We start from the raw sequence: 12,671 nt of genomic DNA on the forward strand, positions 1-12,671 counted from the left end.
AGTGACACAACGACATGAAGGGACGGACGGCGCAGACGATGGCACAGACCTACGACTGTTCTGAGGACGAAGGCCGGGAGAGCGGTGTCGCAGCGGCGCTCAGCGCAGTGAAGGCGGGTAGGCTGATCGTCACCCCCACCGACACCGTCTACGGCATTGGCGCCGATGCGTTCGACAATGATGCCGTGGCAGCGCTACTGCGTGCGAAACACCGCGGTCCCGATATGCCGGTGCCTGTCCTGATCGGTTCGTGGGACACGGTGGCCGGGCTGGTTCGGGACTACAGCGAGCCACTGCGACTGCTCACTGAGGCGTTCTGGCCCGGTGGGCTGACCATCGTCACCCACCAGGCCCCCAGTCTTCCGTGGAATCTCGGGGATACCCGGGGGACGGTGGCCCTGCGGATGCCTTTGCACCCGTTGGCCATCGAACTCCTGCAGCAGACCGGGCCGATGGCGGTGTCCAGTGCGAACATTTCGGGTAGCCCGGCCGCTCTCACGGCCGAGGCGGCACGGGAGCAACTCGGGGACTCTGTCTCGGTCTACCTCGATGCCGGTGAAGCCTCCATCGGGACGGCGTCGACAATCGTCGATCTTTCGGGGCACCGACCGCGTATTCTTCGTGACGGTGCCATCAGCGCCGACCGCGTCGGCGAGGTGCTCGGTATCTCGTCCGCCGCTCTTCTCGATGACGGCGCAGCACAGGGGCACTGAGGATGGACCTCTACGCGGCGTCCTGGTCCGGGGTAGGCGTGCCGTTCCGGGAACTGGCACTGATTCTGCTCGTCGGCTTGGTCACCACGTATCTGACCACCGGAATTATCCGGATGCTGATGCTCAGGTTCGGACGGTTGGCCGCCCCGCGTTCACGGGACGTGCACACGGTGCCGACTCCACGGCTCGGCGGGGTGGCGATGTTCACCGGCTTTGTTGTTGCCGTGCTTGTCGCTAACCAGTTGCCGGCATTGAATCGTGGTTTCCCGCCGGTGACCCCGGACATGGTCGCGGTTGTTGCTGCGGCGTTCGTCATCGTGATTGTGGGAGTGGTTGATGACCTCTTCGATATTTCCTGGGTGCTGAAGCTTGGCGGCCAGGTGGCGGGGTCCGTCGTGATGAGTCTGGCGGGGCTGTCGTGGTACCTGATCTACTCGCCGTTCGGAAGCGGCACCACGTTAATTCTTGACCAGGTCCAGTCGACGCTCTTGACCGCATTGCTGACCGTCGCCATCATCAACGCGATGAACTTCGTGGACGGGCTCGACGGACTCGCCGCCGGCCTCGGAGCCATCGCCGCGACAACGCTGTTGATCTATTCCCTGACGATCTTGCACGACCAGGGCGGTACCGTCAGTGCGTACCCACCGGCGATGATCTCAGCGGGTCTGCTGGGGGTGTGCCTGGGTTTTCTTCCGCACAACTTCTCGCCCGCACGGATATTCATGGGAGATTCCGGGTCGATGCTGATCGGTCTGCTGCTTGCCGCAGCGAGTGTGTCAGCGTCGGGCCGGATCAACATGGCGTTGTACGGCCCGGCGGATTTCCTGGCGTTGATGACCCCGGTTCTCGTCGTGATCGCCGCCCTCTTCATTCCGATGCTGGACCTGCTGATGGCCGTGGTTCGTAGGCTGAAGGCGGGAAAGAGCCCTTTCGCCCCCGACAAGCAGCACCTGCACCACCGTCTTCTCCGACTCGGTCACTCCCAGAAACAAGTTGTTCTGGTGTTGTACAGCTGGGTCGGCGTCGTGGCGCTGGGTGCTGTGGGGTCGACCGTCCTCCCGTTACCGATCGCTGCCATCGTCTTCGGTATGGCGATCCTCCTGGCGACGGCGTTCACTGCTGTCCCGCTGTGGCGCGAGCGCGGAGAGCGCCCGCATGCAGCGGCATCCGGGTAGGTCACTGACGTGGGGGACGGCTAGGCTGTAGCGCGTGACTGAGCAGAACAGCGAGCAGACGAACAACCTCCCCGATATCAACGAGTCTGACGGGGACCTGGCGGATCACCGACGCCCGCTGCTGAACGCAGCCCGGTCGGGTGCCATCGGCCTTCTGGTGATCACCGTGGTCTCCCTGGCACTGTGGGGGAACTTCCGAGGCCTCGAGGGGCTGTGGGGTGTCCTCATCGGGGCAGCCGTCGGTGGTGGATTCGTGCTGGCGACGGTAGCTGTGGTCCTGTTGACGTCGAACACGTCACCCCAGACCACGATGATCGTCACACTGGGGTCGTGGCTGATCAAGATCGTGGTCGTCCTCGGCATCCTCCTCGTACTCCGCGAGATGGATTTCTTCGACCATACGGCGATGGGGGTCACTGTCATTGCTGCACTGGTGGTCGCACTGGGAGCGGAAACCATCGGCATCATCCGGACGAATGTCACGAACGTCTGACCCGGGGGTGCATGCGCGAACCGTGTGAGGAAGGCGCGTCTGCTTTGGGGGAGCGGGGGGAGTTGGTTCGCGCACCTGCGCGGACGGCTGGTATGCTCTCCTGCGGGTAATCAGGTAGGCGGTCCCGTGTAGACACGCGTGCCCGCGAGTAAGCCTGGTATATCACCCCCGGTACCGTGCGGATGTGCGACGGAGTCCACGGTTCCGGGAACTCCTGACATCCTCCATCGCACCGCCTGACCACAATCACGCGGCCCAAACCACGGGAGAGAACGCTGAGCGTTACAACCTTGGCCATGAAGGGCGAATTCCACGCGCCTTCTATGGAGCATGAATTCTTCCCGGGGGAAGTGGATCCCAGCCAGCTCTGGTTCAGCGATTTCGCGAACGGCATCTTTGCAGTAGACCGCCTGATGATCATCCGTCTTCTGATGATCGTCATCCTGGCGGCTTTTTTTCTGTATGCCTTCCGTAAACCGAAGCTGATCCCGAGGGGTGCACAGAACGTTGCAGAGTACGCGGTCGACTTCGTCCGCGTGCACATCGCCGAAGAGATCCTGGGGAAGAAGGAGGGTCGGCGTTTCCTGCCGATCATCGCCACCATCTTCTTCGTGGTCCTCATCGGTAACTTGCCTGCGATCATTCCGGCGTTGAACATCTCCGCCAATGCGAGGGTCGGTATGCCGATCATCCTGGCGGCGGTGGCCTATGTCGCCATGATCTACGCAGGTGCCAAGCGTTACGGCTTCGGCAAGTTCGTGAAGTCCTCCGTGGTCATCCCGAACCTGCCTCCGGCGCTGCACCTGCTGGTCGTCCCGATCGAGTTCTTCTCCACCTTCGTCCTGCGGCCGGTCACCCTGACCATCCGTCTCATGGCGAATATGCTGGCCGGTCACATTGTTCTCGTGCTGCTGTTCGGTGCCACGAACTTCTTCTTCTGGCAGCTCAACGGCTGGACGCTGTTGGCCGGAGGAACACTCGTCGCTGCCATCGCCTTCACTCTGTTCGAGATGCTGATCATCTTCCTGCAGGCCTACATCTTCAGCCTGTTGACGGCGGTCTACATCGAGCAGTCGCTGCACGCGGACGAGCACTGACCCCCGACATCCACACATAAAATTCTCGCCCCGCCAACCGGAACCACAACAGTGGACTTGGGTGGGGCACCACGAAAGGGAATGGAATCCTAATGAACGACCTGCTGCTCCTCGCCCAGGACACCACCACCAAGTTCGAGGGTCTCGGCACCATCGGCTATGGCCTCGCCGCCATTGGCCCCGGTGTCGGTATCGGTATCCTGGTCGGCAAGACCGCAGAGGCCATGGCTCGCCAGCCCGAGATGGCCGGCCAGCTGCGCACCACGATGTTCCTGGGTATCGCCTTCACCGAGGCTCTCGCCCTCATCGGCCTGGTCGCCGGCTTCCTGTTCTAGTGTGCGGTGTCCCGGTCAGGGACACTGTGACAAGACCTTCACACTCAAGAGCGAAAGCTGGAGACTATGACGAACTACCTCATTCTGGCAGCCGATGAGCTGCCGCTGGAGGAGCAGATCAACCCTCTGCTCCCCAAGTCGTATGACATCGTCTGGTCCCTCGTCAGCTTCATCATCATCTTCGTGATCTTCTGGAAGTTCGTTCTTCCCAAGGTCAAGCAGGTCATGGCTGACCGCACCGACCAGATCGAGGGTGGCATCGCACGTGCCGAGCAGGCACAGGACGAGGCCAAGGCCGCGTTGGAGAAGTACAACGCACAGTTGGCTGAGGCCCGCACCGAAGCTTCCCAGATTCGCGACGACGCCCGCTCGCAGGGTCAGAAGATCATCGCTGACATGAAGACCCAGGCGACCGACGAGTCCAACCGCATCATCGAGTCCGGTAACAAGCAGCTGCTTGCGCAGCGCGAGGCCGTCGTCTCTGATCTGCGTAAGGAGATGGGGGAGAACTCCATCAACCTCGCCGAGCGACTGCTGGGCGACCAGCTGTCGGACGACGTTAAGCGTTCCGGTACGATCGACTCCTTCCTCGCTGATCTCGACAGCGTCGGATCGGGGAAGTGAGGCCCGTGCACGCAGCGAGCAGAACAACCCTGGACCAGCTGACTGAGTCGCTGGACGGTGCACTGTCCGGTGCCACCGACACCGCCGCCGCCGGCGCAGCCACGGGTTCCGAGCTGTTCGAGGTCGCAGACCTCCTGGACAGCGACCGGTCCCTGCGCACGGCGTTGGTTGACCAGACTGTTCCGGCCGACCGTCGCGCCGCACTGGCCGACGGGCTGCTGGCGGGCAAGGTCTCCGACACGACACGCGAGACTGTCTCGCAGGTCGTCAAGGGCACCTGGTCCAACACCCGGGACCTGCGCCACGGGCTGGTCGAGCTGGGCCGCCGTGCCCTGCTGCGTGCAGCCCATGAGCAGGGCCATCGCGAGAAGGTCGCTACCGAACTCTTCGATGTTGCGCGTCTCCTCGAACGGGAGCCGGAACTGGAGATGCTTCTGGCAGACCGTCTCGCGTCCGGCGAGAAGCGTCGGGAGCTGCTGGCAAAGGTCCTTTACGGACACGTCAGCGCCATCACTGAGGCGCTCGCGCTTCAGGTGGTCGGTCGTCCCGTCGCCCGTCCGGTGGAGGACCTTGACGCACTGTGTGACTTCGCAGCTGGGCTTGACGGACGTCGGGTTGCCCGCGTCCGTTCGGCCGCGGCACTGTCGGAGGCACAGGAGCAGGCATTGGGTCAGAAGTTGGAGAAGATCTACGGTTCCGCGATGTCCGTCCATTCCGAGGTTGACACCAGCCTCCTCGGCGGAGCGGTCATCCGGGTCGGCGATGAAGTGATCGACGGCAGCACAGCTGGAAAGCTGGAGCGTATGCGTCGGGCGCTCGTCTAGCCCCGGATAGAACCTCGATCGACAAGATAATTCATGTAATGCTGGAAGACGATACCGAGAGCAGGAAGAACATGGCGGAGCTTACGATCTCCTCCGATGAGATCCGTAGCGCGATTGCGAACTACACCTCAAGCACTTCCGCGGAGGCCTCCCGTGAGGAGGTCGGCGTGGTTACGATGGCAGCGGACGGCATTGCCCAGGTTTCTGGTATGCCCTCCGTGATGACCAACGAACTGCTTGAGTTCCCCGGCGGCGTCATCGGAGTCGCACAGAACCTCGAGACCGATTCGATCGGCGTCGTGGTGCTGGGCAACTACGAGTCGCTGAAGGAAGGCGACGAAGTCAAGCGGACCGGTGATGTCCTGTCCGTTCCGGTTGGGGAGAACTTCCTCGGCCGGGTCATCAACCCCCTGGGCCAGCCCATCGATGGTCGCGGTGACATCGAGTCCACCGAGACCCGCGCCCTGGAGCTGCAGGCACCGTCGGTGCTGCAGCGTCAGCCGGTGCACGAGCCGATGCAGACCGGCATCAAGGCCATCGATGCCATGACCCCGATCGGCCGCGGTCAGCGTCAGCTGATCATCGGCGACCGTAAGACGGGCAAGACCTCCGTCTGCATCGACACCATCCTGAACCAGCGCGAGAACTGGGAGTCCGGGGATCCGACGAAGCAGGTACGCTGCATCTACGTCGCGATCGGCCAGAAGGGCTCGACCATTGCTGCGCTGCGGCAGACCCTGGAAGAGCAGGGTGCACTGGACTACACGACCATCGTGGCAGCTCCGGCATCCGACTCCGCCGGTTTCAAGTGGCTCGCTCCGTTCGCCGGCGCGGCCCTGGGTCAGCAGTGGATGTACGAGAGTAAGCACGTCCTCATCATCTTTGACGACCTGACCAAGCAGGCTGAGGCCTACCGCGCCATCTCCCTGCTGCTGCGCCGTCCGCCGGGACGTGAGGCATACCCGGGTGACGTTTTCTACCTGCACTCCCGTCTGCTGGAACGTGCCGCAAAGCTGTCCGACGAAGAGGGTGCTGGCTCGATGACCGCACTGCCGATCATCGAAACCAAGGCCAACGATGTCGGTGCGTTCATCCCCACCAACGTCATCTCCATCACCGACGGCCAGGTCTTCCTGGAGTCCGACCTGTTCAACCAGGGCGTCCGTCCGGCCATCAACGTCGGTGTCTCGGTCTCGCGTGTGGGTGGCGACGCCCAGACCAAGGGCATGAAGAAGGTTGCGGGTAACCTGCGACTGGACCTCGCCGCCTACCGTGACCTGGAGGCCTTCGCAGCCTTCGCGTCCGACCTGGACGAGTACTCGAAGGCACAGCTGGAGCGCGGTGAGCGTCTCGTTGAGCTGTTGAAGCAGCGGGAAACCGAGCCGCAGGCCGTCGAGGACCAGATGGTTTCCATCTTCCTCGCGGGTGAAGGTGAGTTCGACTCGGTCGCTGTCGAGGACATTCGTCGCTTCGAGGCTGAGCTGTGGGAGTACCTGCACGCCAACAACGCCGCGGTCTACGAGCAGATCAACGGCGGAACCCCGCTGTCGGACGAGTCCAAGAAGACGCTGGTGTCCGCTACCGGCGAGTTCAAGCGCAGCTTCCAGTCCACCGACGGAACCCCGGTCATCAACGAGCCTGAGGCTCAGGCTTTGGCCGACGAAGATCTCGATCAGTCCCAGATCACCGTCTCCCGCAAGAAGTAGGCGCGGGTAACTAAGACGATGACTGCACAGACCGAGTACACAGAAGAAAGGAGGTAGCAGCGATGGCAACACTTCGCGAACTGAGGGGTCGGATCAAGTCCGTCAACTCGACGAAGAAGATCACGAAGGCCCAGGAGCTCATCGCGACCTCCAAGATCACCAAGGCGCAGGCTCGCGTAGACGCGTCCCAGCCTTACGCCGACGAGGTCACTCGGGTCATTCAGCGTCTCGCGTCAGCGTCCTCACTGGATCACCCGATGCTGGATGTCGAGGCTGAAGCCAAGCGTGCGGCAATTCTCGTCATCACGAGTGACCGTGGCATGTGCGGTGGTTACAACCACAACGTGCTGAAGAAGACCGCCGAACTGCGTAAGCGGCTCGAGGGCGAGGGCAAGGACGTCGTCCTGTACATCGCCGGCTCCAAGGGAGTCACCTTCTACAGCTTCCGCGGCGAAGACGTCGCAGGGTCCTGGACAGGTTTTTCCCAGGATCCCGTCTACTCCGCAACGCACGACCTACGGCGACACCTCATCGACGGCTTCATCGCCGGTGATGAGGGCAACGTCCAGTGGCGCGAGGGGCTGAACGTCCCGGAAGGCGAAGAGCTGCCCGGATTTGGCGAGCTCCACGTGGTCTACACGAAGTTCGAGTCGATGCTGACGCAGACGCCGCGCGCGATTCGCATGCTGCCGATTGCGACCCAGATGGACGACGAACCGCTGCGCACCGGTGAGGACATGCTCTCCGACAGCGGCGACCCGGTCTCCGCAGAGGTCGATTTCGAGCCGGACCCGGATTCGCTCCTGAAGGCCCTGCTGCCGCAGTACGTTTCCCGGAGCATCTTCGCCCTGATGCTGGAAGCCGCTGCAAGTGAGTCCGCTGCTCGACGTACCGCAATGTCCGCGGCGACGGACAACGCCACAGCGCTGGTCAACGACCTTTCCCGTGTCGCCAACCAGCTGCGCCAGGCGAAGATCACCCAGGAAATCTCAGAGATCGTCGGTGGCGTGAACGCGCTCGCCGACAGCGGAGAAAGTGACTAACTATGACTACAGCTACTGAGGTGCAGCGCGACAGCGCCGCATCGACTGCTGCCGGTCGCGTGGTCCGAGTCATCGGACCGGTCGTCGACGTGGAGTTCCCGCGCGGCGCGCTACCGGCACTGTACAACGCACTTGAGGTGGAGGTGACTCTGGAAGCGGTGGCCAAGACCATCGTCCTGGAGGTCGCACAGCACCTCGGTGACAACATCGTCCGTGGTGTCTCCATGGCCCCGACCGACGGCCTGGTCCGTGGGGCCGAGGTCACCGACACCGGTCGTCCGATTTCCGTCCCGGTCGGGGACGTTGTCAAGGGCCACGTGTTCAACGCCCTGGGTGACTGCCTCGATGAGCCGGGTCTCGGTCGCGACGGCGAGCAGTGGGGCATCCACCGTGACGCCCCGAGCTTCGACCAGCTCGAGGGCCGTACCGAGCTCATGGAGACCGGCATCAAGGTCATCGACCTGCTGACCCCGTACGTGAAGGGTGGCAAGATCGGCCTGTTCGGCGGTGCCGGTGTGGGCAAGACCGTGCTCATCCAGGAGATGATCACCCGTATCGCCCGCGAGTTCTCCGGTACCTCCGTGTTCGCCGGTGTCGGCGAGCGCACCCGTGAGGGCACCGACCTGCGTCTCGAGATGGAAGAGATGGGCGTCCTCCAGGACACGGCCCTTGTCTTCGGTCAGATGGATGAGCCCCCGGGAGTCCGTATGCGCGTGGCACTGTCCGGCCTGACCATGGCGGAGTACTTCCGCGATGTCCAGAACCAGGACGTGCTGCTGTTCATCGACAACATCTTCCGTTTCACCCAGGCCGGCTCCGAGGTCTCCACGCTGCTGGGCCGTATGCCCTCCGCCGTGGGTTACCAGCCGACCCTGGCAGACGAGATGGGTGTGCTCCAGGAGCGAATCACCTCGACCAAGGGCCGTTCGATCACGTCTCTGCAGGCCGTCTACGTGCCCGCCGACGACTACACCGACCCGGCCCCGGCGACCACCTTCGCTCACCTGGATGCGACGACCGAGCTCAACCGTGCTATCGCTTCGAAGGGTATTTACCCTGCGGTGGACCCGCTGACCTCGACCTCGCGCATCCTGGAGCCTGGCATCGTCGGTGACCGCCACTACGCTGTCGCACAGCGTGTGATCGGTATTCTGCAGAAGAACAAGGAACTGCAGGACATCATCGCCATCCTGGGTATGGATGAGCTGTCCGAAGAGGACAAGATCACCGTCCAGCGGGCCCGTCGTATCGAGCGCTTCCTGGGCCAGAACTTCTTCGTGGCCCAGAAGTTCACCGATATCCCCGGTTCCTTCGTGCCCCTCGAGGACACGATCGACGCCTTCGAGCGCATCTGTGACGGCGAGTTCGACGCCTACCCGGAGCAGTGCTTCGACGGTCTGGGTGGACTCGACGACGTCGAGGCCGCTTACAAGAAGCTCACCGAGAAGTAAGGGGTCACGCACATGGCTGAGATTGCCGCTGAACTGGTGGCCGTGGAGCGGATGCTGTGGTCGGGTAAGGCCACCTCCGTCACCGCACAGACCACCGAGGGCGAGATCGGCGTGCTGCCCGGCCACGAGCCGCTGCTCGGCCAGTTGGTCGAGAACGGCGTCGTGGTCATCCGGACCACTGAGGGAGAGACTCTCGTCGCCGCGGTACAGGGCGGTTTCCTGTCCGTGTCGACGGCGAAGATCACCATTCTCGCCGATTCCGCATTGTGGGCCCATGAGGTCGACACCGCTGACGCCGAGGCGCGCGAGCGCGACGCCTCGACCGACGAGGAGCGGGAGTTGGCACAGTCCGAACTTCGCGCCGTGAAGCGTCTGCAGGAGAGCTGACAGCCGCTGCACCTGCCGCCGGGCCGGTCACCTCAATGAGGTGACCGGCCCGGCGTTCTTCGTGGGCTGCGGTGACGGCAGGAGTATCGTCCCCTTTTGGTACTCCCTCCGAGCGGCGGTAACATCAACCGAAAGTTCGGAGGCGCAATTCCCCCGACGGACGACTACCGTCGGAGGATGACGACCGAGAAGGGGCGTACCTGGTGCTGTTGAACATTCTGGTCACCGTTGTGGTGATCGTGCTCGTCTGCGGAGCACTTATCGCAGGTGCGCGTTTTCTTACGCTCCGCAGTCGAGGAATCCCCGTGGTGGTCAGAAGCCTTCCGAATCCGGATGGCAGGCACTGGCGCCACGGGGTTCTTGTATACGGGAGCGGGATCGCCAGGGTGTACAAACTCCGGTCGGTCCGGCCCGAGTCGGACCTGCAGCTGAGTCGTCACCACACCGAGATCACCGACAGGCGCCCCATCACCCGTCGAGAAGCGGCGTTCCTCGAGTCGGAACTGCACGTGATGACGTTGCTCGACGGAAAGAGGACCTGGGAGGTCGCCCTGGACGATGCCGGAGACACCGCTCTGGTCTCCTGGTTGGAGTCGGCGCCGTCGGAACGGATGGTGCGGTCGGACATGCGGATGGCGCGGAAGCGCGGAATCCGTTAACCCTTCTGGAGTGGATACGGGGGTGGGGTGCTGCCGTCAACCCCGGTGGTTGATGGGGTAGCCTGTTCTCCATGCGTTTGGTCATTTGCCGCTGCTCCGTCGACTACGAGGGGCGTCTCGCGGCCCATCTTCCCGAAGCCGACCGTCTGATCATGGTCAAAGCGGACGGTTCCGTGAGCATCCATGCGGATGACCGGGCCTACAAGCCTCTCAACTGGATGACGCCTCCGTGCACGTTGACCGTTGCGGAATCAGCCGATGTGCCGCAGGACATGGCGGAGCAGGGCGTGGAGTCTGTGTGGACCGTGGAGAATCCGAAGAAAGAGCGGCTCACCATCCGCCTCTGGAAGGTGTACTCCGACACGTCCCACGAACTGGGGGAGGATCCCGGGTTGGTCAAGGACGGCGTCGAGTCTCATCTGCAGGAGCTGCTGGCGGAACAGATCGATATTCTCGGCGAGGGGTACACGCTGGTTCGGCGTGAGTATCCCACCGCCATCGGCCCGATCGACATCCTGTCACGCGATGCGGACGGACAGACTGTCGCGGTGGAGATCAAACGCCGGGGCGGCATCGACGGGGTCGAGCAACTGTCGCGGTACGTCGATCTGTTGAACCGCGATGAACTCCTGGCGCCGGTACAGGGTGTGTTTGCCGCGCAGGAGATCAAACCTCAGGCGAAGACGCTGGCCGAGGACCGGGGCTTCCGGTGCGTGACCTTGGATTACCAGGCGATGCGCGGTGTGGAGTCGGACGAACTCCGTTTGTTCTGAGGACGGTCACGGGTCGATGCCGAGGCGAAACAGGAGACAGGGACACCAGGACCGCACCACACGTCGGGACGGGGCCTCATATCTCGGGACACGGCGCGAGGACGCGCCGTCCTGGGCAGGTGGTCCGTCCGGGTGGGCCGAATCGTACCTGGTACGTCGCATCGGGTCCCAGTCGGCTGTGAAGTACTACGTCTGCCCGGGCTGTAACCAGAACATCCCGCCGGGGCTGGCGCACATCGTCGCCTGGCCGGATTCACACCGTGGCGGCGACAACCGCCGGCACTGGCACACCGGGTGTTGGGAGCGGCGTCGGACCGGTCGGCGCTAAGATGGGGCGCCATGACGACACCGAACAATCCGGGACACCATCAGCAGCGCGGCCCCGCAACGCCGAATCGTTTCGCGGCAGGTGCCGTGGACCTCGGCGCTGTGAAGGAGGCTGCAGATCAGCGTCAGCGGGCAGCTGAACGGACCAGGGAGGAAGCCGAGAGCGGAGTGCGCGTCGCACGCAGTGCGGCGATCACTCCGGACACCTTCGAACAGGACCTCGTCGTCCGTTCAACCCAGGTAGCGGTGATCCTCCTTCTGGGAAGTCAGCGTGCGGAGGGATGCGCGGACATGGCCGCGGAGTTCACCCGACTCGCCGAAGCCCAGGATTCCTCCGGAGAGCCGGTCCAGTGGGTCTTTCGCGAGGTCGACGTTGACTCGACTCCGGAGATCGCCCAGGCACTTCAGGTGCAGGCGGTCCCTACGGTACTGGCACTGGCCGGCGGTCGCCCGCTGACCAATTTCGAGGGCGTTCAGCCGCCGGAACAGATCGCCCAGTTCGTCGCCGCAGTGGTTCGTGCCGTCGACGGCAGGTTGCCAGGGCTTCCCGAAGAGGAGGGCGCCGGCGAGGATGCTGGAGCGGCCGGGGTTGACGGTGCTGACAGTGACGCCGGTGACGGGGATGGAGCAGACCCCCGCTTCGACGAAGCCGCCTCACTGCTCGACGAGGAGGACTTCACCGGCGCCACGGCCGTGTATGACCGGATTATCGCAGACACCGCCGCGGAGCCGGAGACCGTCTCGGAGGCCCGAGCCGCACGGGTGACGGCTGTTCTCCTGGAGCGATCGGCGTCCGGTGCCTCCGACGACATCGATGACCTCTTGTTGGCAGGTGCGCGCGAGGAGGCGTTTGACACGCTCATTGAGCGCATCAGGACCAGTGAGGGGAAAGACCGCGATGCGGCGCGTTCGCGACTCCTGGAGATTTTCTCCATGTACGACACTGCTGACCCGGCGGTCATCGCCGCCCGGACCCGAATGGCTTCCGCGCTGTTCTGAGTGGCGGAGGACGGGATCGTCGGTGACGGGGACCCCTGATCTGCCGCCGGTGGTGCGGATAG

15 protein-coding genes are annotated in these 12,671 nt (G+C 63.6%); all 15 read left to right on the forward strand.

Annotated features, from left to right (window positions below):
- Positions 1 to 38: 38 nt before the first annotated feature.
- Positions 39 to 713: an L-threonylcarbamoyladenylate synthase gene (locus CGLY_RS06705; protein ID WP_038551776.1), complete on the forward strand. Its 675-nt coding sequence runs from the start codon at positions 39 to 41 to the stop codon at positions 711 to 713.
- Between the two features lie 2 nt (positions 714 to 715).
- The gene (locus tag CGLY_RS06710) at positions 716 to 1,891 is read left to right on the forward strand and encodes an MraY family glycosyltransferase (protein WP_038547717.1); all 1,176 of its coding nucleotides are present in this window, start codon (positions 716 to 718) and stop codon (positions 1,889 to 1,891) included.
- Positions 1,892 to 1,925: 34 nt separating this feature from the next.
- Complete coding sequence (locus CGLY_RS06715) at positions 1,926 to 2,384, forward strand: hypothetical protein (RefSeq protein WP_174411417.1); 459 nt, start codon at positions 1,926 to 1,928, stop codon at positions 2,382 to 2,384.
- Between the two features lie 296 nt (positions 2,385 to 2,680).
- Complete coding sequence (atpB, locus tag CGLY_RS06720; protein WP_038547720.1) at positions 2,681 to 3,481, forward strand: F0F1 ATP synthase subunit A; 801 nt, start codon at positions 2,681 to 2,683, stop codon at positions 3,479 to 3,481.
- A 92-nt stretch (positions 3,482 to 3,573) separates the two neighbouring features.
- Entirely contained in the window at positions 3,574 to 3,816 is a 243-nt protein-coding gene (locus tag CGLY_RS06725; protein ID WP_038547733.1) for an ATP synthase F0 subunit C, read from the forward strand.
- A gap of 66 nt (positions 3,817 to 3,882) precedes the next feature.
- The gene (locus tag CGLY_RS06730; RefSeq protein ID WP_038547737.1) at positions 3,883 to 4,440 is read left to right on the forward strand and encodes a F0F1 ATP synthase subunit B; all 558 of its coding nucleotides are present in this window, start codon (positions 3,883 to 3,885) and stop codon (positions 4,438 to 4,440) included.
- A 5-nt stretch (positions 4,441 to 4,445) separates the two neighbouring features.
- The gene (locus CGLY_RS06735; RefSeq protein ID WP_038547740.1) at positions 4,446 to 5,264 is read left to right on the forward strand and encodes a F0F1 ATP synthase subunit delta; all 819 of its coding nucleotides are present in this window, start codon (positions 4,446 to 4,448) and stop codon (positions 5,262 to 5,264) included.
- A gap of 71 nt (positions 5,265 to 5,335) precedes the next feature.
- Positions 5,336 to 6,970: a F0F1 ATP synthase subunit alpha gene (atpA, locus tag CGLY_RS06740; protein ID WP_038551785.1), complete on the forward strand. Its 1,635-nt coding sequence runs from the start codon at positions 5,336 to 5,338 to the stop codon at positions 6,968 to 6,970.
- A 62-nt stretch (positions 6,971 to 7,032) separates the two neighbouring features.
- Positions 7,033 to 8,013, forward strand: a complete 981-nt coding sequence (locus tag CGLY_RS06745; protein ID WP_038547742.1) for a F0F1 ATP synthase subunit gamma — start codon at positions 7,033 to 7,035, stop codon at positions 8,011 to 8,013.
- Between the two features lie 2 nt (positions 8,014 to 8,015).
- Positions 8,016 to 9,464 (forward strand): F0F1 ATP synthase subunit beta, encoded by a 1,449-nt coding sequence (gene atpD, locus CGLY_RS06750; RefSeq protein WP_038547745.1) that lies wholly within the window; start codon positions 8,016 to 8,018, stop codon positions 9,462 to 9,464.
- A gap of 12 nt (positions 9,465 to 9,476) precedes the next feature.
- Entirely contained in the window at positions 9,477 to 9,851 is a 375-nt protein-coding gene (locus tag CGLY_RS06755; RefSeq protein WP_038547747.1) for a F0F1 ATP synthase subunit epsilon, read from the forward strand.
- Positions 9,852 to 10,054: 203 nt separating this feature from the next.
- Positions 10,055 to 10,510 carry a DUF2550 domain-containing protein gene (locus CGLY_RS06760; protein ID WP_227590414.1) on the forward strand — a complete coding sequence of 152 codons (456 nt, stop codon included), beginning with the start codon at positions 10,055 to 10,057 and terminating at the stop codon, positions 10,508 to 10,510.
- Positions 10,511 to 10,581: 71 nt separating this feature from the next.
- On the forward strand, positions 10,582 to 11,283 hold the full coding sequence (gene nucS / locus CGLY_RS06765; protein ID WP_038547750.1) for an endonuclease NucS: 702 nt from the start codon (positions 10,582 to 10,584) through the stop codon (positions 11,281 to 11,283).
- A gap of 16 nt (positions 11,284 to 11,299) precedes the next feature.
- The gene (locus CGLY_RS17110) at positions 11,300 to 11,611 is read left to right on the forward strand and encodes a hypothetical protein (protein WP_081803810.1); all 312 of its coding nucleotides are present in this window, start codon (positions 11,300 to 11,302) and stop codon (positions 11,609 to 11,611) included.
- An 11-nt stretch (positions 11,612 to 11,622) separates the two neighbouring features.
- A complete protein-coding gene (locus CGLY_RS06770; RefSeq protein WP_038547755.1) occupies positions 11,623 to 12,609 on the forward strand; it encodes a tetratricopeptide repeat protein in 987 nt (328 codons plus the stop codon).
- Positions 12,610 to 12,671: the final 62 nt, after the last annotated feature.

The organism is Corynebacterium glyciniphilum AJ 3170, assembly GCF_000626675.1.
GTDB classification, from domain to species: Bacteria; Actinomycetota; Actinomycetes; order Mycobacteriales; family Mycobacteriaceae; genus Corynebacterium; species Corynebacterium glyciniphilum.